A 21,463-nucleotide genomic window follows, 5' to 3' on the forward strand; every position below is an offset into this window, starting at 1 on the left:
CCGCCACCCGGCAAAAACAACAATGTAAAAGGAACTGAAGATGGCAACTCCTCACATTAACGCAGAAATGGGTGATTTCGCTGACGTCGTATTGATGCCGGGCGACCCGCTGCGTGCGAAGCACATTGCAGAAACTTTCCTCGAAGACGTGCGTGAAGTGAACAACGTGCGCGGCATGCTGGGTTTCACCGGTACCTATAAAGGCCGCAAAATCTCTGTGATGGGCCACGGTATGGGTATCCCATCCTGCTCTATCTACACCAAAGAGCTGATCACTGATTTCGGCGTGAAGAAAATCATCCGCGTGGGATCCTGCGGTGCGGTGCGCATGGATGTTAAGCTGCGTGATGTGGTTATCGGCATGGGCGCATGCACAGATTCTAAAGTGAACCGTATTCGCTTTAAGGATCATGACTTCGCGGCGATTGCTGACTTCGACATGGTGCGTAACGCGGTGGACGCGGCCAAAGCGCTGGGCGTTGATGCGCGCGTAGGCAACCTCTTCTCTGCCGATCTGTTCTACTCCCCGGACGGTGAAATGTTCGACGTGATGGAGAAGTACGGCATCCTCGGCGTGGAGATGGAAGCGGCGGGTATCTACGGCGTAGCGGCAGAATTCGGTGCGAAAGCACTCACCATCTGCACCGTCTCTGACCACATCCGTACCCACGAGCAGACGACCGCTGCTGAACGTCAGACCACCTTCAACGACATGATCAAAATCGCGCTGGAATCCGTTCTGCTGGGCGATAAAGAGTAATGTTGTGCTGCCGGGCGGCGAAAGCCGCCCGGTTTCTGTGACTTACAGGTACACCACGCTGATGGTGGCCTGACCATCAAACTCGGTATCTTCTGTCAGAGACAGTTTCTTCAGGTTTTCCACTGCCAGCGAGATGTTCAGCGGGAAAGAGACGCTGGTCACCGCCATCGGGGCCGTTTTGCCCGCAGAGGCGACGCTCATTAAGCCCAGATCCTTATTGGCGATAGTGCCACCATTGGCTTTTTGCCAGCGACTCATGCCCACACCAGCAGTGACTGCCGTACGAATCGGTTCAACCGTCGCCCCGTTTGCCGTCACTTCACCCGTGCTGGTATAGATGGAATAGGCACCGATATTCTTGCCATCGTGCGTTTTGCCAAGGCCAAAGGTCGTCATGCTGCCGCGCAGTTCGCCGCCGTTTGACGTGGCGTTCTGCACCTTCAGGTTTGAGTCGGTTCCGGTGCTGGCGTTCGAATCCGTACGGTTGTCGGCAATACTCCAGCCCACTTTGGTAGGGGTAGGGCAGGTGATAGTCAGCGTCAGACCCTTTTCACCTAGCTGCGTGGTCTGAGTTTGCGAGAGATCGCCAACCTGAACGGTACCGAAGTCAATCACGCCATCGTTGCTGAGTTCCGGCGTACAGGAGTTGCTGGTCAGTGAGGCTTTCACTTTCAGCACTGCCGTATCTCCCGCATGAGCACAGGTCGCTGTCAGCGCCAGCGCAGCGGCAAGGAGACTCTTTTTCATGGTTATTCCTTAACATAGATATATCGTTAAAATAAATGGACGAATCCACGTGTTTTGCCTTTATTTTTCTTCTTTTCTCTTCACCCGAATAATCTATTCGGCGGTGAATGCGTTACTCTGTCGTTAATAGCTCCCAGGCGAGTGCGCTTTCCAGCTCGGTATTATCGGAAATGCCGCGCAGCTGATCGTCATTAATGACAGGTATAATTTTTATCGTCACACTCATTTGTTTGCCACGTACCGGCAGGCCATTTTGATATGCAAGGATGCCGTCATTATTCCTCAGAAAGACTTTTTCCTTGGGGGTTTCCGCAGAGGTGAACGAGACCCGGTCAGAGGTCCTGACCAGATTATAGTGATGACCATCGACCAGAATATTGCTGGCAACCAGCGCCAGTCGGCTCTTCTGACCAAACAGAACGCCCCCGTTGCTGCCGGACGTAGATTGCAGAAAAAGCGCCATCACCCTTGGCTGCGGGCAAAAAACCGCGGCGGTGACCTCTTTGCCCGGCATGCGGTTCCAGTTTTTACGCGAGGCGATAATGTCATCCTGTTTGAATCTGCCAAAGGAGATGTTCGGTTGCGACAGCGTAATTTGACACGCTTCGGCCACGACATAGGACGAAAAAAGTGATGTTGCACCGATGAGCACTGCGTTAACTATTTTCACTGGCAAACTCCTTCTGCTTTTTCGTAATAGGCGTCTTTATCTTTTTCGTCTTTCAGGGTGTAAGCGATCTGGCAGAGTTTGGTTAAATTGTCGTCCACCACATAAAGCGCAGGCGTATCCGACGCATCGGGAATAAATACGCTGCCGTTATCCATTACGCTGACAATATAGTTACCGTCCTGATCCACCACGCTCAGCCCTTTTTCCAGCCATGACCCGTTGACTCGCTTGACGTCCAGCATGACGCGACGCGTATTCAGCACGTTGAAATCGATCAGCGCAAAAGAGCCATACGCGGCGGAGACGGTCTGAATACCGTTTGATAAATCCATCCCCTGAGGTAACGAGCTGGCATTAATCACTATTTGCGATTTTTGCCATTCCCGAAGTCCGGGAACCACGGCCTGTCCCCAGCGATCTGTCCAGACGGTTCCATCGGGGGTGGTGATTTCAATACCGCTTTCCGGTTCGCTTAACCGGGCGATGCCGAATGTCTCTTTTACCGGATAGGGCGAAAACGTTATGCCATGACGATGCAGCGCTACGCCACCGTTTAAGGATGCGCTGTAGTTATGCTGATTGCCGTCATTCAGGCCAGCGGATAAACCGAGCTGCGTATAGTGAAGGTTGGTGGTGATATTGCCGTTAAAGGCGTTACTCTTATCCTGATTATCGCGGTCTGCAGAGACGTTGTAGTTAAGGTTTTGACCGATAGAGCCGCTTTCCTGAACGCCATAATTTTGTTTTTCCCCCTGAGCGCGCATGTAGGTACTGACGCGATCCTCGCCAAAAGGAACGATCAGGCTGACATAAAAGAGATCGTCATCGCGGCTGGTGCTGCTCTGGTTCTGGGTATCACTATTGCTCATGGCATGCTGCCAGTTTACGGACAGCGAGGTACGCCCGAGACTTTTACTCCAGGAAGCCATCAGATAGCGTGAATCACCGCTGTTTTCATCACCGGAATTCACGCTGTATTGCATTGAGATCGCGCCAATGTACTCATTGTTCCAGGTGAGGCTGGCGTTCCAGTTATTTTCGTAGGTCTGCGCCTCTTCATCCATGGCTTCCGTGAGTTCGCGGAAGCCGCCGCTGAACTGGGACGCACTTACCCCCATCGTCAGCTGGGCGGGCAGTAAGATATTGCTGCTAAGTTCAGCCTTGCTGCCTTTCAGTCGATCGTAAAAGTGGGACTGGCTCAGTAAAAAGCTCGGTGAGATCGCCCAGTTTTCGTTGATAGAAACGTCGAGTTTGGCACCGGTAGCCTGATATTTTTCTGCCAGTACGCCGGCGGCTACGGCGGACATGCGCGTGCTCAGCATCGTTCCGTCAGAGAGCGTAAATACCCAGGGCGTACTTGACTCATCCCCGCTGTCGCGAACCCGTCCGAGAGAGAGGTTTAGCCCTTCGGCACGATTACTTCCCTGTATATTGAGGGCGGAAGAGGGAACGGTAAATTGGGTTGTCGAACCGTCCGTTTCCACCACGCTGACGTCAAGATCGACATTTCCGCGCACCAGGGGCACGTCCGTCAGGGAGAAAGGGCCTGCGTTGACCAGGGAAGAGTAGATCAGCTGTCCCGACTGGCGAACCTCTACGCGGGCCTGATTCGTCCGGGCAATTCCCGACACCTCCGTGGCCTGGATATTAGGCTGAAGGCCGGTTTCAGGCATCAGCTGAACGCCGGTGATTTGCGCGCCGCTAAACAGGGCCGAATTGACGTTGATCTGCCCAACCTGAGCCCGCATTTTCCGCTCTTCAAAAACGTGTTCAGCGTAGGTGTACAGGTTCTCTGTGCTGCGAGTCCCGTTGTCATCCGTCAAAATGAAATTGCTGCGCAGCGTCCAGTTCGCAAGGTTAATGCCTGCCCCCAAATTTCCCTGGGCATAACGGCTGCTCCCGCCCGAGCCGTACTCGTTAATGTTACTGAAGGCGCTATAGTTAATTAAGCCCGCAACACCGCCGTGCGAGTAATATTTCGCGGCATAAAATCCAGTGTCCATTGCCTCTGCGGGAACGAAAATCTCCAGTGATTCGGTATTCGGTAGAAGCGTTACCGTCGCGGAAGGGTAATCTTTCAGCAGGTTATGACATTTCTCTTTTTCGCCGATATTCAATGGCAGAAGGCCAGCTGCACGGGTGAAGTCATCATCAATGCAAAGCTGCCCTTCTTCTCCAACCCGAATGGCCAGGCTCCCCTTCTCAACGCCGTTAATTTTGACCTGCACGGCATGCTGGCCGGGCAGGTAGCGTTGTGCATCAGAGAAGTAATGGGCGAGATTAGTACTGATTCCCCGCGAGGCCAGTATATCGGTATTGAAATCCAGATCGGATGCATACAGCGCCGACGACGGCAGAAAAGCGACCGCCACTGCTGTTCGACGCATCGTGTTTTGCAAAGCGCGCAGTATCACTAAAAATTCCCTGTGATATCAGCGTGTAAGCGCGGCAGTGTACTTGTCCACTTCAATCCCGTAGCGACTGGCAGGGTTGAACTCGACGGCATTATCGCCGCTACCGATCGGGGTATTTGTCTGCACCTTCATGGTCTCACCCGGCAGGATAAAGGTTTTATTAACCACTCCCTCGGTGTGGGAAGGCAGTAGCGTCACTGATGTGGAAAAACGTACAACGTACGGCGAGGTATTACGGACCTGAACCTCTTTCTCTTGTACGGACCAGGTCAGTAATTTCCATGCATCCGTGACAACAGGAAGATTTTTAGGATGGATCAACACCGGTAAATCCTGACGAAGATTGATACCGACTTTAACGTTTTTATCTTTGGTTTTAGGCGGAATGCCTTCAAAGATCACGCGTTTATAATGTTCAACGGTCAGCGGTTCTTTGGTTTCAAGAATAAAGCGCACCTGCTGTTCCTGGCCTGGCTCAAGGCGTACAACCGGCTGAGTGACGTTGAGCTTGACCCCATTCTCCCCCTCGATGTCGTTAATGGAGGTATAAAGCAGGGTGGGGATGGAGTCCGTGTTTTTCACACTCATGACACCGCCGTGGTTGGCTTCATCAATCATCAGCAGTGTGGTTTCTGGCACCATGCCTGCAGCATAGACTGTCGCTGGAAGGGTGAGAAAAAGAGCACAGACCAAAGGAGAAATTTTCACAATTCTTTCCATGAATATTGATATTGAACAATGGGTTAAAACTCCCCGCCTGAGCGGGGAGTTTAGCGTCGTGAATGCGGGTTACAGATAAACCAGCGTGATTGTGGACTGACCGTCCAGGTCGGTCCTGTCAGTCAGGGTCAGATTTTTGCTTGGCGCAATCGCCAGCGCGATCTTCAGAGGGAAGGCCGCCGTCGTGAAGGCCAGCGGAGCGCGTTCGCCGGTTTTGGCAACGGTCATGACGTCGGTACCATCGTTAGTGAGGATGCCGGTGGCCCACAGGTTGATCCAGCTTCTGCTGCTGATGGTACCGCCGGTATACATCGCTGCGGCGATAGGCTGAACGGTTGCACCGTCAGCAGTGACCGCGTTCATGTAAGTTGAAACTGAATAGGCACCGATACTTTCGCCAGCGCTGGTTTTTCCGACACCGTTGAGCTGGTAATCGCCGTATGCCTGTGCGCCGCTTGCGGTAGCGTTATCCACATGGAACTCGCTTGACGTTTTATGTGCGCCCGCGTTTGAGTCTTTGCGGTCATCTTTGATTGTCCAGCCGACGCGGGTCGCAGACTGACATGTGATGGTCAGAGTGACATCTTTATGCCCAGCCTGATAAGCCACACCGGAGGAGAGTGAGTCCAGACCCACTTCGCCAAAATCGGCCACGCCGCCGTTGCTAATTTCAGGAACGCAGCCTGCGCTGGTCAGCGTACCGTGAACTTTTAACATTGCAGTAGGTTCGGCATAAACTGCTGTCGCCGCCATCATCATAACGGTGGCGAGAAGGCACTTTTTCATTGTTATTCCTTAACCATAGAAAGAGATAATTCGGATATTTTTAATTTAAATGAATCTTGCCAAAAGATAATTTCTGGCATAAGAGTCGCGGCCGATTCTATTAACGAATCAACGCATTAAATAGTTAGATTTTCTTACGACAGTATTGAGATTTTATAATGTCGATTAAACATTTCTGAACGTATGTTTTATGCAGAAACGGCGGAAATATCCGCCGTTGAGTCACGCGTTTTTATCTGTTAGAGATAAACCAGAGTGATGGTGGTTTCGCCGCTCAGCTGCGCTTCGTCAGTAGTGGTCAGACGGTCAGTGTTAACAATGGCCAGAGAGACTTTGAACGGGTAGACAACGCTGGTGATGGCCAGCGGTGCGGTATAACCTGGTCTGGTAGCGGTCATGATCTCGGCGTTACCGTTGGCAATCACACCGGTGGCCAGGTTACGCCACATATATTCGCCTTTGCTGTTGAGGAAGTTTGGCGCAAATATCGCCTGAGCAGGCACACCGTTAGCGGTGATCTCATTGATACGGGTACTGATTGCATAGGCGCCAATTTTATCGCCAGCAGCGGTGGTACCTACGCCGTAGGTGGTACCTGAACCGTAAACGTCCCCACCATTGTCTGTGGCGTCACGAATGTAAAACTCGCTGGAGTTCAGGTAGGTCGCCGCATTGGAATCTTCTTTGTTATCAGCAATACTCCATGCCACTTTAGTCGCTGACGGGCAATTGATCGTCAGAGACATATCTTTATGACCCATCTGGTTGGTCTGGGTTGGAGAAAGCTGGTCCAGCGCGATTGTACCAAAATCAATCGATCCGCCGTTACTGAGTTCCGGCGTACAGGATGCATGGTTCATCTTGCCCTGAACCTTCATGACGATGCTGCCTTCGGCGAATGCAGCCGAAGAGGTCATCGCAATCAGCGTTGCGAGAAGAAGCTTTTTCATTGTTATTCCTTAACCATTAATAAAATAAATGTATAAATTTCCGTGAAGTCATTAACTTGCTGAAATGCAAGCGCAGGGATTCTATTAATGGTTATTGTTATTTCTGTAATAAGTATTTCTAATCTCTGAATTGAGTATTATTAAAATGTGTAAATACATTCACGGTTGTATTTACACATTCCGGCAGGATAAGAACGGAGGAAGCTATTTTCTCTTCTTAACCGGGGGCGAGAATTATTTTATCGCCTGAGCGATCCACGCCGACAATTCCCGAAGTTCCCGCTCTTGTTCCGGATAATGTTCAAGCAACCCGTCGCACACATGTTGCAGCATATCGGGACGGTATACACAGCCCTGCAGGCGTGACGCCAACGCTTCCAGCGGTGCCGGGTTAAGACTATCCGTAAAAATTTGTGTGCGGGTAATATGACCTTTCTCCACGTCAAAGTGAAGCTCCACGCCGCCCCAGGTAAAACGCTCATCCAGCAGATGTGAAAACGCCGGTGCCTGGCCGAAGTTCCACTCCCAGCTGCTCTGGCGGGCAAAGGTTTCAACGAAGTTGGGCAGGTCAGGCGTTTTATCAGGGGAAATCACTTCCGCCTCCACACGCTCGCCGTAGTGCGCAAAGAAGGCCTCACGGATCGCGTCGCAAATCTGCTCGTGAGTAATACCCGGCAGAAGCTCCACCAGATTCGCCACGCGGCCGCGTACGGAGGTAATGCCCTTAGCCTGTAACTTTTTCTTGTCAGGATTGAGGTAGTTAGCCAGCCGGCTGAGATCGGCATTCAGCAGCAGAGTGCCGTGGTGGAACCCGCGATCCATTGTTTCGCGATAGGCTGAGCCGGAGACCTTCCGGTCGCCCTCGGGGGTCTTGACGACCAGATCGTTCCGGCCTGACGCCTCCGCGGTTACGCCGAGCGCATTCAGCGCGTTCAGCACAATCGACGTAGAGATGCTTTTGTCGTATTCCGGCTTGCCTGCCATAAAGGTAAAGCAAGTGTTGCCCAGATCGTGAAACACGGCTCCACCGCCGCTGCTGCGGCGCGCCAGGCGGACGTGGTCCTCTTCCATGCGGCGGGTGTTGCACTCTTTCCACGGGTTTTGCGCGCGGCCAATCACCACCGTGTCGGCATTGCGCCAGAGAAACAGTACGCGCTGGGTGGCGGGCATCTGGCGGAAGATGCACTCTTCCACCGCGAGATTAAACCAGGGATCGTAAGAGTCAGAGATAAGCAGGCGTAACGTCGTCATGGCAGAGTTCCTTTTCCATATCCTCCGCCTACTTTATCACTATTCTTTCTTCTCGCTCTCTTCGTCTTCCGGAACCGACTTGCTGGCGGTCAGCAGGAACGGCGACTGTTGCCATCGGGTGCGCTTACCCTGCAGCAGCGTGCGCGCCAGCACCACGCCAATCGCCAGTGAGAGTAATAACATCAGGCGCAGAATATTGGTGGTGTTATCCACCTGCTTGGCTTCGGTCGGCAGGGTGTGAGTGTCGAGCGTCAGGCGCAGATAGCCCAGCGGGCCATTTTTTCCCTGAACAGGTTCGACGAGCTGCTGGTTGAAATAGCCTCCGGCTTTTTTGCCGTCCAGCGCCAGCCTGTCGCGCACGTCGACGTGCTCACCGGCGCGGGCAATCAGGTCGCCTTTTTCATCGTACACGCCCGCATCGAGAATGCGGCTGTTTTCCGTAAGCTGACGCAGGATCTGGCCGATGCGCTTATCGTCCGGCGTCTCGGTGCGCATATAGGGGGCGACGTTAAGGGTCACCTGACGCGCCAGCGTGCGGGCCAGCTCTTCAAACTGCGGGTTACGCTGCCGCTGATGATTCTGGCTAAACCACGATGCCCCTTGCATCAATGCCACTAACAGTGCGAGACAGGAAAGGACAATCACGGCGCGATGAAGCCGGAATTTCAGTTTTGCGCGAGCCATATTCCACCTGCTTAAAATTTAGGGCTTAATGTTGCCAGAAGTGATGGTTACAGGGTAGCCTCATGCGTTATTTTCCCTCTGGAACCTTCCGGCGCGAACGAAATTACAGGAGCTTTGATGCCGAACATTACCTGGTGTGACCTGCCAACGGATGTCTCTTTATGGCCAGGATTGCCGCTCTCGTTAAGTGGCGATGAGGTGATGCCTCTGGATTACCACGCTGGCCGTAGCGGCTGGCTGCTGTATGGACGCGGCCTGGATAAGCAACGCCTGACCCAGTATCAAACCAAACTGGGTGCGGCAATGGTCATCGTCGCCGCCTGGTGCGTAGAAGATTACCAGGTTATCCGCCTGGCGGGTTCTCTGACGCAGCGTGCCACGCGTCTGGCGCATGACGCAGGGCTGGACGTTGCCCCGCTCGGTAAAATTCCGCACCTGAAAACGCCGGGTCTGCTGGTCATGGACATGGACTCCACCGCTATTCAGATCGAGTGTATTGACGAGATTGCTAAACTGGCCGGCAGCGGTGAGCTGGTGGCGGAAGTCACTGAACGTGCGATGCGCGGCGAGCTGGATTTCACCGCCAGCCTGAGACAGCGCGTGGCGACCCTGAAAGGGGCCGATGCTAACATCCTGCGCCAGGTGCGTGATGTGCTGCCGCTGATGCCAGGACTGACGCAACTGGTGCTGAAGCTGCAGTCCCTTGGCTGGAAGGTGGCGATTGCCTCCGGTGGCTTCACCTTCTTCGCGGATTATCTGCGCGAGAAACTGCATTTGACCACCGTGGTGGCCAACGAACTGGAAATTATGGACGGCAAGCTGACCGGACAGGTGATTGGCGACATCGTGGATGCGCAGTACAAAGCTAACACCCTGACCCGTCTGGCCGAAAAATATGAAATCCCGGTGGTCCAGACCGTCGCCATCGGGGACGGCGCGAACGACCTGCCGATGATCAAAGCTGCTGGTCTTGGCATTGCCTACCATGCCAAGCCAAAAGTGAACGAAAAGACGGAAGTGACTATCCGTCATGCTGACCTGATGGGGGTGTTCTGCATCCTTTCTGGCAGCCTTAATCAGAAATAACGGTCTGCTTTGTAGGCCGGGTAAGCGTAAGCGCTACCCGGCACGCAGTCCGCACAGAAATAACGAGGTACACCGTGGCGAAAGCTCCAAAACGCGCATTTGTCTGTAATGAATGTGGTGCGGATTATCCGCGCTGGCAGGGGCAATGCAGCGCCTGTCATGCCTGGAACACCATCACCGAAGTGCGTGGTGTGGCGGCTTCGCCGAGTGTGGCCCGCAATGAACGCCTGAGCGGCTATGCGGGCAATGCAGGCGTGTCGAAGGTGCAAAAGCTTTCAGACATCAGCCTCGAAGCGTTACCGCGCTTCTCCACCGGGTTCAAAGAGTTTGACCGCGTGCTCGGCGGCGGCGTGGTGCCGGGCAGTGCGATTCTGATCGGCGGTAACCCCGGGGCGGGTAAATCGACCCTGCTGCTGCAAACGCTTTGCAAGCTCGCCGAGCAGATGAAAACCCTGTACGTCACGGGGGAAGAATCACTCCAGCAGGTGGCGATGCGTGCGCACCGCCTGGGCCTGCCAACCGGCAACCTGAATATGCTGTCGGAAACCAGCATTGAGCAGATCTGCATGATCGCCGAAGAAGAGCAGCCGAAGCTGATGGTGATCGACTCCATTCAGGTGATGCACATGGCGGACATTCAGTCCTCGCCGGGCAGCGTGGCGCAGGTGCGCGAAACCGCGGCCTACCTGACACGCTTCGCCAAAACGCGCGGCGTGGCGATTGTGATGGTCGGCCATGTGACGAAAGACGGTTCCCTGGCCGGGCCAAAAGTGCTCGAACACTGTATCGACTGCTCGGTGATGCTCGACGGCGACGCGGATTCCCGCTTCCGCACCCTGCGCAGCCATAAAAACCGTTTTGGCGCGGTGAATGAATTAGGTGTTTTTGCCATGACGGAGCAGGGGCTGCGTGAAGTCAGCAACCCGTCGGCCATCTTCCTGAGCCGTGGCGACGAAGTCACCTCTGGCAGTTCGGTCATGGTGCTGTGGGAAGGAACGCGCCCGCTGCTGGTTGAAATCCAGGCGCTGGTGGATCACTCGATGATGGGCAACCCGCGTCGCGTGGCGGTGGGTCTGGAACAGAACCGTCTGGCGATCCTGCTGGCGGTGCTGCACCGTCACGGTGGTCTGCAGATGGCGGATCAGGACGTCTTCGTGAACGTGGTGGGCGGGGTGAAGGTCTCGGAAACCAGCGCGGACCTGGCGTTGCTGCTGGCGATGGTCTCCAGCCTGCGCGACAGACCGCTGCCGCAGGATCTGGTGGTGTTTGGCGAGGTTGGCCTGGCCGGAGAGATCCGTCCGGTGCCGAGCGGCCAGGAGCGTATCTCTGAAGCGGCAAAACACGGCTTCCGCCGCGCGATTGTGCCCGCCGCTAACGTGCCGAAAAAAATCCCCGAAGGGATGCAGGTTTTTGGCGTTAAGAAACTCGCAGATGCGTTAAATGTCTTTGACGACTTATAATTACGTATTCGATTTTGCAGGAGGCACCGTAATTTATGTCATCATTTGACTACATCAAAACCGCAATCCGCCAGAAAGGCTGCACGTTGCAGCAGGTGGCGGACGCCAGCGGTATGACCAAAGGCTATTTAAGCCAGCTGCTGAACGCCAAAATCAAAAGCCCCAGCGCGCAGAAGCTCGAAGCGCTGCACCGTTTCCTGGGACTTGAATTTCCCCGTATGCAAAAGAACATCGGCGTGGTGTTTGGCAAGTTTTACCCGCTGCATACTGGTCACATCTACCTGATTCAGCGCGCCTGTAGCCAGGTGGACGAGCTGCACATCATTATGGGGTACGATGAAACCCGTGACCGCCAGCTGTTCGAGGACAGCGCCATGTCGCAGCAGCCGACGGTGCCTGACCGCCTGCGCTGGCTGCTCCAGACCTTTAAGTACCAGAAAAACATTCGCATTCATGCTTTTAACGAAGAGGGCATGGAGCCCTATCCGCACGGCTGGGACGTGTGGAGCAACGGCATCAAAGCGTTTATGGAAGAGAAGGGCATTGCGCCTAACTGGATCTACACCTCTGAAGAGTTCGACGCGCCGCAGTTCCGCGAGCATCTGGGCATCGAGACGGTGCTGATCGATCCGAAACGGACCTTCATGAACATCAGCGGGGCGCAGATTCGCGAAAACCCGTTCCGCTACTGGGATTATATCCCGACCGAGGTAAAGCCCTTCTTTGTACGTACCGTTGCGATCCTGGGCGGTGAGTCGAGCGGAAAATCCACTCTCGTTAATAAGCTGGCGAATATCTTCAACACGACCAGTGCGTGGGAATATGGCCGCGATTACGTTTTCTCGCACCTCGGCGGTGACGAGATGGCGCTGCAGTATTCCGACTACGATAAAATCGCGCTCGGCCACGCCCAGTACATTGATTTTGCGGTCAAATATGCCAACAAAGTGGCGTTTATTGATACCGATTTCGTCACCACGCAGGCGTTCTGTAAAAAGTACGAAGGGCGCGAGCACCCGTTCGTGCAGGCGCTGATTGACGAATACCGCTTTGACCTGGTGATCCTGCTGGAAAACAACACGCCATGGGTCGCTGATGGCATGCGCAGTCTCGGCAGCTCCGTAGACAGGCGCGAGTTCCAGTCCATGCTGGTGGAGATGCTCAACGAAAACAACGTTGAGTTTGTGCATGTTGAAGAGTCGGACTACGACTCCCGTTTCCTGCGCTGCGTCGAGCTGGTGAAGGAGATGATGGGGGAGCAGGGTTAATCTTACCCCTCACCCTAACCCTCTCCCCAAAGGGGAGAGGGAACGATTACCCCTCAGAACGCAACCACCACTTTCCCTCGCATATGTCCCTCCAGCACTTTGCAGTGCGCCTCGGTAATGCTTTCCACGCTCAGTCCGTGAAGCGTTTCGCTGAGCGAGCTTTCCACCACGCCGTTGTCCACCAGCTTTGCAACCTCGTTTAAGATCTCGCCCTGACGCGCCATATCAGCGGTCTGGTACATGCTGCGGGTGTACATAAACTCCCAGTGCAGGGCGGCGGATTTCGATTTCAGCTTATCCTGGTTCAGCGGATGCGCGTTCTCAACGATGGAGCAGATGTGCCCCTGCGGGGCGATCAGTTCGCTGACGGCATCCCAGTGGCCGTCGGTGTCATTGAGGATGAAAATGTAATCCACATAAGTGATACCCTGTTTTGCCAGCTCACCTTTCAGGTCGCGGTAGTTCACGACCCGATCCGCACCGCGCTCGCGGCACCACCGGGCGGAATCTTCTCTTGATGCTGTCGCGATGATGTTCACCTTGCTGTTGTGCTTTGCAAACGGGATCGCCAGCGAGCCCACGCCGCCCGCGCCGCCAATAATCAACAGCGTTTTATCCGCGTCCGCATCCTGAATGTTCAGCCGTTCGAACAACCCTTCCCAGGCGGTCAGCGCGGTCAACGGCAATGCGGCTGCTGCTGCCCAGCCAAGGCTGGCAGGTTTGTGCCCGACAATACGCGCATCGATCAGCTGATGGGTGGTATTGCTGCCCGGACGAGTGATATCCCCTGCGTACCACACTTCGTCACCGGGTTTAAATCCCGTAACGGCCGCGCCCACGGCTTTAACGATACCGCTGGCATCCCACCCGAGAATGCGCGGCTCGTTCAGCCCGTTTTTGACAATGCCTGCATGCACCTTGGTGTCGACCGGGTTAACAGACACGGCTTTCACTTCGACAAGCAGATCGTGCTCGCCGGGCTGCGGCATCGGCGGGGCGATTTCAATGAACGTGCCGGGATTCGCAGGATTAACGGCAATGGCTTTAACTGACATGGATGGACTCCTCAATGGCATGCGTTTTGTTGAGGCTAGTCTATTAAGTGGTCAGCTGCATGATAAGATGGACAATCAAGAACGAAGTGTTCTCACAGGATGAACAATCATGTTTAAACAGCTTCAGGATATGGCGCTGTTTGCGCTGGTGGCCGAGATGGGCAGCTTTACTGCTGCGGCACAGAAGGCTGAACTGCCAAAATCCAGCGTCAGCCAGCGAATAAGCCAGCTGGAGCAGCAGATAGGAATACGCCTGCTCAACCGCACGACGCGCAGAATCAGCCTGACTTTTGCAGGCGAGCACTATCTGGTGCACTGTCGCGAAATGCTGGCGGCCAGCGAGCGGGCGGAGTATGCCATTCAGCGGCTACGCGAAAACCCGAGCGGGCGGCTGCGCATCACCTGCCCGGCGGGGATTGGTGCGACGCTGCTGGCGCATATGAATGCCGAATTCCAGCTTCGCTATCCTGACGTGTCGCTGGACGTGTCGATCTCTGATGATGTGGTGGATCTGGTCGAGTCCGGCTTTGACGTGGCGCTGCGTACCGGTAAGCCGCAGGACTCCTCCCTGATTGGCCGGATGATCGGACATTGTCCGCGCTATATGCTGGCTTCACCCGACTATCTGGCGCGTCGGGAGCCGTTAATCCATCCCCGCCAGCTGGTGGAGCACCGCTGCATTACCCACAAAGCCTGGTCTGAGTGGCTGCTGCGAAGCGAGAGTGAGGATTACCGCTACCTGCCGGATAACGCCCACATGACGGATAACCTGGTGTACGCCCGAGAATGTGCGATTGCTGGCGCCGGGATCACGCTATTACCCGCCTTTCTTCTGGAAGATAAGATTGAGACAGGGGCGCTGGTGAAGGTGCTGCCTGAATGGAACGTCGAGGGGAATGATTTGTGGCTGGCTTATCCGAGCCGCAAGCTGAACTCGCCTGCGCTGATGAGCTATATCGACTTTGCGATACAGTTTGACGAGGTGAAGCGGTATTACGTGGACAAATAAAAAAGCCGGGTGGCGCTGACGCTTACCCGGCCTACGAACTGTGCGGCCTGATGCCCTCACCTGGCCCTCTCCCACGGGGAGAGGGAACAAATACTAAAAACGGCAACCGAAGTTGCCGTTTTGCTTTTATTTCGCAATACGCTTGTACTTAATACGCTTCGGCTCCAGCGCGTCAGCGCCCAGCGTGCGTTTCTTGTACTCTTCGTATTCGGTGAAGTTACCTTCAAAGAACTCCACTTTCCCTTCATCCTGGTAGTCCAGAATGTGGGTCGCGATACGGTCAAGGAACCAACGGTCGTGCGAGATAACCATCGCGCAGCCCGGGAACTCCAGCAGGGCGTTTTCCAGCGCGCGCAGGGTTTCGATGTCCAGGTCGTTGGTCGGTTCATCGAGCAGCAGTACGTTACCGCCAACCTGCAGCAGCTTCGCCAGGTGCAGACGACCGCGCTCACCGCCGGACAGCTCGCCCACGCGTTTGCCCTGGTCGGTGCCTTTGAAGTTGAAGCGGCCAACGTAAGCGCGGCTTGGCATCTCGGTGTTGCCGATACGCATAATATCCAGACCGCCGGACACTTCTTCCCACACGGTTTTGCTGTTATCCATCGCGTCACGGAACTGGTCAACGGACGCCAGCTTCACGGTTTCACCCAGGGTGATAGAGCCGCTGTCAGGCTGCTCCTGACCGGACATCATGCGGAACAGCGTCGATTTACCCGCGCCGTTCGGACCGATGATCCCGACGATAGCCCCTTTTGGTACGGAGAAGGTCAGATCGTCAATCAGCAGGCGATCGCCGTATGACTTACGCAGATTGGTGACTTCAACCACTTTATCCCCCAGACGTGCTCCAGGCGGAATAAACAGTTCGTTGGTCTCGTTACGTTTCTGGTATTCGGTGTTGTTCAGCTCTTCAAAGCGTGCCAGACGGGCTTTGCCCTTAGACTGACGGCCTTTAGCGCCCTGACGAACCCACTCCAGCTCTTTCTCGATAGACTTACGACGCGCGGCTTCCTGAGAAGCTTCCTGCGCCAGACGCTGATCTTTCTGCTCCAGCCAGGAGGAGTAGTTACCTTCCCATGGAATACCTTCACCACGGTCCAGCTCCAGGATCCAGCCTGCGACGTTGTCGAGGAAGTAACGGTCGTGGGTAATTGCCACCACGGTGCCTTCGAAGTCGTGCAGGAAGCGTTCCAGCCACGCCACGGATTCCGCATCCAGGTGGTTGGTGGGTTCGTCAAGCAGCAGCATGTCTGGTTTTTCCAGCAGCAGGCGGCACAGCGCTACGCGGCGGCGTTCACCCCCGGAAAGATTGGCGATTTTCGCATCCCAGTCCGGCAGGCGCAGGGCATCGGCCGCGCGCTCCAGCTGCACGTTCAGGTTATGACCGTCGTGCGCCTGGATAATCTCTTCAAACTTGCCCTGCTGAGCGGCCAGCTTGTCGAAGTCTGCATCCGGCTCGGCGTATTTGGCATACACTTCATCCAGACCTTTCAGGGCGTTAACCACTTCGGAAACCGCTTCTTCAACGGATTCACGAACGGTGTGTTCCGGGTTCAGCTGAGGTTCCTGCGGCAGGTAGCCGATCTTGATGCCAGGCTGCGGACGGGCTTCACCTTCGATGTCTGTATCGATGCCGGCCATGATGCGCAGCAGGGTGGACTTACCGGCACCGTTGAGACCCAGAACACCAATTTTTGCGCCCGGGAAGAAGCTCAGCGAGATATTTTTAAGAATATGACGTTTCGGCGGGACAACTTTGCCGACACGATGCATGGTATAAACGAATTGAGCCACGTTGGACTTCGCCTCTTTTATCGTAATGAGAAGGAATTTCAGCCTCGAAGTGTAGCCTTTTTCACGCCCTAATCCCAGCCAGGAACGTCGGGAGTGTTAAAACGCGCAAGAAAGGTAAAAAAGTGTCCATAACGTGGCGCGTTGCAGGATGCCTGGTTAGCATAAGTTGGTGTGACTTTGACGTGGCAAGACGCTGCAATTGACGAAAAAACAATGAGGAAGAGCTTGTGGAAAAAGCCAAACAGGTGGTCTGGCGTCTGCTGGCTGCCAGCGTATGCGTAATGGCGGTAAGCCAGGCGGTGCATGCCGATTCACTGGATGAACAACGTAATCGCTACGCCCAGATTAAACAGGCGTGGGACAATAAGCAGATGGATACCGTGCAGGCGCTGATGCCGACGCTGAAGGATTATCCGCTGTATCCGTATCTGGAGTATCGCCAGATCACTGACGATCTCATGAACCAGCCGACCGTCACTGTGAATAATTTCATTCAGGCGAACCCGACCCTGCCGCCAGCGCGAACCCTGCAATCTCGTTTTGTGAATGAACTGGCGCGTCGCGAAGACTGGCGCGGGCTGCTGGCGTTTAGCCCCGATAAGCCGAATACCACCGAAGCGCAATGTAACTACTACTATGCGAAATGGGCGACCGGACAGCAGGAAGAGGCCTGGGCCGGGGCGAAGGATCTTTGGCTGACCGGCAAAAGCCAGCCGAATGCCTGTGATTCGCTGTTTGGCGCGTGGCGAGCCTCCGGTAAGCAGGATCCGCTGGCCTATCTTGAGCGTATTCGCCTGGCGATGAAAGCCGGCAACACGCGCCTGGTGACCGCGCTGGCGGGGCAGATGCCCTCCGATTATCAGACGATCTCTACGGCCGTTATCGCGCTGGCAAACGATCCGAACAGCGTCCTGACCTTTGCCCGCAGCACGGGCGCGACCGACTTTACCCGTCAGATGGCGGCAGTGGCTTTTGCCAGCGTGGCGCGCGACGATGTGGAAAACGCCCGGCTGATGATCCCGCAGCTGGTGCAGGCGCAGCAGCTGAATGACGATCAAACCCAGGAGCTGCGTGACATCGTGGCGTGGCGACTGATGGGCACGGATGTGACCGACGAACAGGCACGCTGGCGAGATGATGCCATTATGCGTTCGAACTCCACGTCGCTTGTGGAGCGCCGCGTGCGCATGGCGCTGGGCACCGGCGATCGCCGGGGGCTGAATACCTGGCTCGCACGTTTGCCGATGGACGCCAAAGAGAAAGATGAATGGCGCTACTGGCAGGCCGATCTGCTGATGGAGCGCGGTCGTGATGATGAAGCCAAAGAGATCCTCCACGGCCTGATGCAGCAGCGCGGCTTCTACCCGATGGTAGCCGCGCAGCGCCTGGGCGAAGAGTATACCTTCCGCATTGATAAAGCGCCCGCGAATGCGAACCCGGCGCTGACGCAGGGGCCAGAGATGGCGCGCGTGCGCGAGCTGATGTACTGGAATATGGACAATACCGCGCGCAGCGAGTGGGCGAATCTGGTAACCAGTCGCACCACCGACGAGAAAGCCCAGCTTGCCCGCTATGCGTTTGATAACCACTGGTGGGATCTGAGCGTGCAGGCGACGATCGCCGGTAAGCTTTGGGATCATCTTGAAGAGCGTTTCCCGCTGGCGTACAACGATCTTTTCGAACGCTACACCAGCGGCAAAGATATCCCGCAAAGTTACGCGATGGCGATTGCCCGTCAGGAGAGTGCCTGGAATCCGAAAGTCCGCTCCCCGGTGGGGGCCAGCGGTCTGATGCAAATTATGCCGGGAACGGCGACCCATACGGTGAAGATGTTTAACATTCCCGGGTACAGTAGCCCCTCACAGCTTCTCGATCCGGATACCAACATCAACATCGGTACCAGCTATCTGCAGTATGTTTATCAGCAGTTTGGCAATAACCGCATTTTCTCTTCGGCGGCGTATAACGCGGGGCCGGGGCGCGTGCGTACCTGGCTCGGCAACAGCGCCGGACGCATCGATGCCGTGGCGTTTGTGGAGAGCATTCCGTTCTCAGAAACGCGCGGTTATGTGAAGAACGTGCTGGCGTACGATGCTTACTATCGCTACTTCATGGGGCAGAAAGATACCCTGATGAGCGATGCCGAGTGGCAGAGACGTTACTGATCGGCGTGGGTTGTGTTATGCTGTACTCGCTAATGAGTACAAGAGGCAGCATAACATGACCCAGCATTCCCCGTATTCCTCGGCAATGGCCGAACAGCGTCACCAGGAGTGGCTTCGTTTTGTGGAGCTGCTTCGCCAGTCTTACGATCAGGATTTGCACTTACCTCTTATGCAGCTGATGCTGACCCCAGACGAGCGTGAAGCGCTGGGCACGCGCGTGCGGATCATTGAAGAGCTACTGCGCGGTGAGATGAGCCAGCGTGAGCTGAAAAATGAGCTGGGCGCGGGCATCGCGACGATCACCCGCGGCTCGAACAGCCTGAAGTCTGCGCCGGTCGAGCTGCGCCAGTGGCTGGAAGCGGTGTTGTTGAAAAATACCTAACGATAAATCGCGTTATGGAACGGGCTTAACGCCAAAATCACCGCCTGGTGGTAAACGCCTGAACGCGTGAGCGTGCCCGCAGTAAAGACGCCAATCGCCCCTTCTTTGCGCCCAATCTCATCAATGCCGGTGTACTGTGACATCACCGGCCCGAGCGCTTCGCCTTCGCGCACTTTGTTCAGAATGATCTCTGGCAGCGGCAGGGTGGCAGAACGCGCTTCACCGCGCTGCTCTCGGCTTTCTATCACCACCCAGCTAAAGGTGGCACCTTCGTCGATCCCGGCTTCAATGGCGACCCAGAAGTCCGCCTTTGGGGCCGCGGCTTTGGCATTTGCCACGCGATTTCGTGCGCCAGCACGCGTTTCCTCGCTGCCAAACGGCTGTTCAGGTACGCCACTCTCGACGCCGATGGCTTCGATATGGCAGGATCCTTCGCCGAAAATCTCTTCAAAAGCCTTTAGAATTGCCTGAATTTTGGCAGGATTGGTGGTAGCAGAGACAACATGGTGCATAATTAAGCTCGATTCAAAAAAAAACTCATCGCAGTATAACGGAAAAAAAGCATGTTACAGGTATACCTTGTTCGCCACGGTGAAACGCAGTGGAACGCCGAGCGACGTATTCAAGGCCAGTCAGACAGTCCTCTCACTGAGAAGGGGATCCAGCAAGCGTGGCAGGTGGCAGAGCGTGCCAGGACGCTGGGCATTACCCACGTGATCACCAGCGATTTAGGTCGCACGCAGCAGACAGCGCGCATCATCGCAGATGCCTGCGGCTGTGACGTGATGCTTGAGCCGCGTCTGCGCGAGCTGGATATGGGCGTGCTGGAAAAACGCCATATCGATACGCTGACCGAAACGGAAGAGGGCTGGCGTCGTACGCTGGTCAACGGTACCGAAGATGGCCGCATCCCTGAGGGGGAATCCATGCAGGAACTGAGCGTGCGTATGCATGCCGCACTGGCGGAATGTCTGAAGCTTCCGGCAGGTAGCCGTCCGCTGCTGGTGAGTCACGGTATTGCGCTGGGCTGCCTGGTGAGCACCATTCTGGGATTACCGGCTTATGCTGAACGTCGTCTGCGTCTGCGCAACTGCTCTATTTCCCGAATTGATTATCAGGAAAGTGCGTGGCTGGCGTCGGGTTGGGTCGTGGAGATGGCAGGGGACATTTCGCATCTCGATGCCCCTGCGCTTGATGAACTGCAGCGTTAACGACGTATCGGAATTAAGAATTCCATCCGCAGATTGATTGGGCCTTCTTCCGGTTTCGCATCCTGCGCCGGGTAGTAGCGCTCAATGTCCTGACCTTTACGGCGATTCAGATTCAGCATCGGCATGCAGGTTCCGTAAACGGTCAGGATGAACTCCTGAACGCCCGTTCCCAGTCCTTCATACGAGAACATCACGTATTCGCCGCCTTCCAGCACGACCGGTTTAGACCCCTGAATATAACCATTTGCCATCTCTGGCGTCAGCGCGGTGGTGTAGAACACCTCCTGCTCGTCGTCTTTTTCCTGGCTTGGGTGCGTTTCGTTGAGACCATAGAGGATCGGTGGGATCGCTGGCGCATGACTCAGGAAGTCGCGCCAGAACTGGACACGCATCTGATGACGGAACTCAGAAATCTGCTCAAGAGAACAGGAGTAACTCTGGGTCGTACCGATCAGATGGGTTTCCGGCAGCGCGACAATTTCGTATTTCGGCATGGCGAACTCGCCCAGACGCAGCGGCGGGCGCATACCAAACGAGCTCCAGTCTGGCGAGCGGCGATAGAGCGCTGGCGTCAACGAGAACTGTTTTTTAAACGCACGGGTGAAGGTCTGCTGCGAATCAAAACGATACTGCAAGGCAATATCCAGAATGGGCCGCGCGGTCAGGCGCAATGCCACCGCAGACTTGGACAAACGACGTGCGCGAATATAGGCCCCGATAGCATGACCGGTGACATCCTTGAACATCCTTTGCAGATGCCACTTGGAATAGCCTGCTTTAGCCGCCACATTATCCAGTGACAAAGGCTGGTCGAGATGACCTTCCAGCCAGGTGAGCAGGTCGCGAATAATTCCAGCCTGATCCATATACTATCCTCATCCTTAAAACAGCAGGTGCCTGATAACAGGTTAGCGGATAATAGCATTTTTTGATGTTTTAGCATTCAGTGTTTTTTTTGCGCATTAATGCCTTTTCTCCCCCTTTTTGGGCGAATATATTCTAATCCTGTGATCTTGCTACATTTTTGTCTAAAGTGTTGAATAATCGCTCA

20 protein-coding genes are annotated in these 21,463 nt (G+C 55.2%); 8 read left to right on the forward strand and 12 right to left on the reverse strand.

What is annotated here, in order from left to right; translation table 11 throughout:
* The first annotated feature begins 40 nt into the window (after positions 1–40).
* A complete protein-coding gene (gene deoD / locus L383_RS02220) occupies positions 41–760 on the forward strand; it encodes a purine-nucleoside phosphorylase (RefSeq protein WP_014882458.1) in 720 nt (239 codons plus the stop codon).
* 42 nt (positions 761–802) lie between these two features.
* Here deoD and L383_RS02215 read toward each other — a convergent pair whose 3' ends face one another.
* The 8 genes from L383_RS02215 to L383_RS02180 all read right to left on the reverse strand — a co-directional run bounded on the left by L383_RS02215 (position 803) and on the right by L383_RS02180 (position 8,982).
* The gene (locus tag L383_RS02215; RefSeq protein ID WP_023332037.1) at positions 803–1,507 is read right to left on the reverse strand and encodes a DUF1120 domain-containing protein; all 705 of its coding nucleotides are present in this window, start codon (positions 1,505–1,507) and stop codon (positions 803–805) included.
* 112 nt (positions 1,508–1,619) lie between these two features.
* On the reverse strand, positions 1,620–2,177 hold the full coding sequence (locus L383_RS02210; protein ID WP_023332038.1) for a DUF1120 domain-containing protein: 558 nt from the start codon (positions 2,175–2,177) through the stop codon (positions 1,620–1,622).
* Positions 2,174–4,564 (reverse strand): fimbrial biogenesis usher protein, encoded by a 2,391-nt coding sequence (locus L383_RS02205; RefSeq protein WP_047345007.1) that lies wholly within the window; start codon positions 4,562–4,564, stop codon positions 2,174–2,176. The genes L383_RS02210 and L383_RS02205 overlap by 4 nt, the downstream gene beginning before the upstream one ends.
* A gap of 45 nt (positions 4,565–4,609) precedes the next feature.
* On the reverse strand, positions 4,610–5,311 hold the full coding sequence (locus tag L383_RS02200; RefSeq protein WP_023332040.1) for a fimbria/pilus chaperone family protein: 702 nt from the start codon (positions 5,309–5,311) through the stop codon (positions 4,610–4,612).
* A 69-nt stretch (positions 5,312–5,380) separates the two neighbouring features.
* Entirely contained in the window at positions 5,381–6,097 is a 717-nt protein-coding gene (locus L383_RS02195; protein WP_014882463.1) for a DUF1120 domain-containing protein, read from the reverse strand.
* A 239-nt stretch (positions 6,098–6,336) separates the two neighbouring features.
* Positions 6,337–7,047, reverse strand: coding sequence for a DUF1120 domain-containing protein (locus L383_RS02190; RefSeq protein WP_014882464.1), 711 nt, complete (start codon positions 7,045–7,047; stop codon positions 6,337–6,339).
* Positions 7,048–7,281: 234 nt separating this feature from the next.
* Positions 7,282–8,298: a lipoate--protein ligase LplA gene (gene lplA / locus L383_RS02185; protein ID WP_014882465.1), complete on the reverse strand. Its 1,017-nt coding sequence runs from the start codon at positions 8,296–8,298 to the stop codon at positions 7,282–7,284.
* 39 nt (positions 8,299–8,337) lie between these two features.
* Complete coding sequence (locus L383_RS02180; RefSeq protein ID WP_014882466.1) at positions 8,338–8,982, reverse strand: YtjB family periplasmic protein; 645 nt, start codon at positions 8,980–8,982, stop codon at positions 8,338–8,340.
* Positions 8,983–9,099: 117 nt separating this feature from the next.
* Between L383_RS02180 and serB the strand changes: the two genes are divergently transcribed.
* From serB to nadR, 3 genes are all read left to right on the forward strand, one after another.
* Positions 9,100–10,068: a phosphoserine phosphatase gene (gene serB / locus L383_RS02175; RefSeq protein ID WP_008502066.1), complete on the forward strand. Its 969-nt coding sequence runs from the start codon at positions 9,100–9,102 to the stop codon at positions 10,066–10,068.
* 74 nt (positions 10,069–10,142) lie between these two features.
* Complete coding sequence (radA, locus tag L383_RS02170; protein WP_014882467.1) at positions 10,143–11,528, forward strand: DNA repair protein RadA; 1,386 nt, start codon at positions 10,143–10,145, stop codon at positions 11,526–11,528.
* A gap of 35 nt (positions 11,529–11,563) precedes the next feature.
* Positions 11,564–12,796 carry a multifunctional transcriptional regulator/nicotinamide-nucleotide adenylyltransferase/ribosylnicotinamide kinase NadR gene (gene nadR / locus L383_RS02165; RefSeq protein ID WP_023332041.1) on the forward strand — a complete coding sequence of 411 codons (1,233 nt, stop codon included), beginning with the start codon at positions 11,564–11,566 and terminating at the stop codon, positions 12,794–12,796.
* A gap of 53 nt (positions 12,797–12,849) precedes the next feature.
* Here the strand turns inward: nadR and L383_RS02160 are convergent, their stop codons facing one another.
* A complete protein-coding gene (locus L383_RS02160) occupies positions 12,850–13,851 on the reverse strand; it encodes a zinc-binding alcohol dehydrogenase family protein (RefSeq protein ID WP_023332042.1) in 1,002 nt (333 codons plus the stop codon).
* Between the two features lie 109 nt (positions 13,852–13,960).
* Between L383_RS02160 and L383_RS02155 the strand changes: the two genes are divergently transcribed.
* Complete coding sequence (locus L383_RS02155) at positions 13,961–14,860, forward strand: LysR family transcriptional regulator (protein ID WP_023332043.1); 900 nt, start codon at positions 13,961–13,963, stop codon at positions 14,858–14,860.
* 126 nt (positions 14,861–14,986) lie between these two features.
* Here the strand turns inward: L383_RS02155 and ettA are convergent, their stop codons facing one another.
* Positions 14,987–16,654, reverse strand: coding sequence for an energy-dependent translational throttle protein EttA (ettA, locus tag L383_RS02150; RefSeq protein WP_014882470.1), 1,668 nt, complete (start codon positions 16,652–16,654; stop codon positions 14,987–14,989).
* Between the two features lie 227 nt (positions 16,655–16,881).
* Here ettA and sltY point away from each other — a divergent pair, with 227 nt between their 5' ends.
* Together sltY and trpR are read left to right on the forward strand one after the other, a co-directional pair.
* Positions 16,882–18,819 (forward strand): murein transglycosylase, encoded by a 1,938-nt coding sequence (sltY, locus tag L383_RS02145; RefSeq protein ID WP_023332044.1) that lies wholly within the window; start codon positions 16,882–16,884, stop codon positions 18,817–18,819.
* A gap of 55 nt (positions 18,820–18,874) precedes the next feature.
* Positions 18,875–19,201 carry a trp operon repressor gene (gene trpR / locus L383_RS02140; protein WP_014882472.1) on the forward strand — a complete coding sequence of 109 codons (327 nt, stop codon included), beginning with the start codon at positions 18,875–18,877 and terminating at the stop codon, positions 19,199–19,201.
* On the opposite strand, the gene yjjX is transcribed toward trpR, so the two are convergent.
* Complete coding sequence (gene yjjX / locus L383_RS02135; RefSeq protein ID WP_014882473.1) at positions 19,198–19,713, reverse strand: inosine/xanthosine triphosphatase; 516 nt, start codon at positions 19,711–19,713, stop codon at positions 19,198–19,200. The genes trpR and yjjX overlap by 4 nt on opposite strands.
* Positions 19,714–19,764: 51 nt before the next feature.
* Between yjjX and gpmB the strand changes: the two genes are divergently transcribed.
* Positions 19,765–20,412: a 2,3-diphosphoglycerate-dependent phosphoglycerate mutase GpmB gene (gene gpmB / locus L383_RS02130; RefSeq protein ID WP_014882474.1), complete on the forward strand. Its 648-nt coding sequence runs from the start codon at positions 19,765–19,767 to the stop codon at positions 20,410–20,412.
* Here the strand turns inward: gpmB and robA are convergent.
* Positions 20,409–21,278, reverse strand: a complete 870-nt coding sequence (robA, locus tag L383_RS02125; protein ID WP_014882475.1) for an MDR efflux pump AcrAB transcriptional activator RobA — start codon at positions 21,276–21,278, stop codon at positions 20,409–20,411. The genes gpmB and robA overlap by 4 nt on opposite strands.
* Positions 21,279–21,463: the final 185 nt, after the last annotated feature.

This window comes from Enterobacter sp. MGH 37 (assembly GCF_000534515.1).
Classification (GTDB): Bacteria; Pseudomonadota; Gammaproteobacteria; order Enterobacterales; family Enterobacteriaceae; genus Enterobacter; species Enterobacter kobei.

Bases quoted from the DNA above. Each gene is read 5' to 3' on its own strand.
- L383_RS02160 (WP_023332042.1), bottom strand. From the start codon at position 13,851: ATGTCAGTTAAAGCCATTGCCGTTAATCCTGCGAATCCCGGCACGTTC.
- lplA (WP_014882465.1), bottom strand. From the start codon at position 8,298: ATGACGACGTTACGCCTGCTTATCTCTGACTCTTACGATCCCTGGTTT.
- nadR (WP_023332041.1), top strand. From the start codon at position 11,564: ATGTCATCATTTGACTACATCAAAACCGCAATCCGCCAGAAAGGCTGC.
- serB (WP_008502066.1), top strand. From the start codon at position 9,100: ATGCCGAACATTACCTGGTGTGACCTGCCAACGGATGTCTCTTTATGG.
- L383_RS02200 (WP_023332040.1), bottom strand. From the start codon at position 5,311: ATGGAAAGAATTGTGAAAATTTCTCCTTTGGTCTGTGCTCTTTTTCTC.
- L383_RS02155 (WP_023332043.1), top strand. From the start codon at position 13,961: ATGTTTAAACAGCTTCAGGATATGGCGCTGTTTGCGCTGGTGGCCGAG.
- L383_RS02205 (WP_047345007.1), bottom strand. From the start codon at position 4,564: ATGCGTCGAACAGCAGTGGCGGTCGCTTTTCTGCCGTCGTCGGCGCTG.
- robA (WP_014882475.1), bottom strand. From the start codon at position 21,278: ATGGATCAGGCTGGAATTATTCGCGACCTGCTCACCTGGCTGGAAGGT.
- L383_RS02180 (WP_014882466.1), bottom strand. From the start codon at position 8,982: ATGGCTCGCGCAAAACTGAAATTCCGGCTTCATCGCGCCGTGATTGTC.
- L383_RS02190 (WP_014882464.1), bottom strand. From the start codon at position 7,047: ATGAAAAAGCTTCTTCTCGCAACGCTGATTGCGATGACCTCTTCGGCT.
- deoD (WP_014882458.1), top strand. From the start codon at position 41: ATGGCAACTCCTCACATTAACGCAGAAATGGGTGATTTCGCTGACGTC.
- trpR (WP_014882472.1), top strand. From the start codon at position 18,875: ATGACCCAGCATTCCCCGTATTCCTCGGCAATGGCCGAACAGCGTCAC.
- L383_RS02195 (WP_014882463.1), bottom strand. From the start codon at position 6,097: ATGAAAAAGTGCCTTCTCGCCACCGTTATGATGATGGCGGCGACAGCA.
- L383_RS02215 (WP_023332037.1), bottom strand. From the start codon at position 1,507: ATGAAAAAGAGTCTCCTTGCCGCTGCGCTGGCGCTGACAGCGACCTGT.
- gpmB (WP_014882474.1), top strand. From the start codon at position 19,765: ATGTTACAGGTATACCTTGTTCGCCACGGTGAAACGCAGTGGAACGCC.
- yjjX (WP_014882473.1), bottom strand. From the start codon at position 19,713: ATGCACCATGTTGTCTCTGCTACCACCAATCCTGCCAAAATTCAGGCA.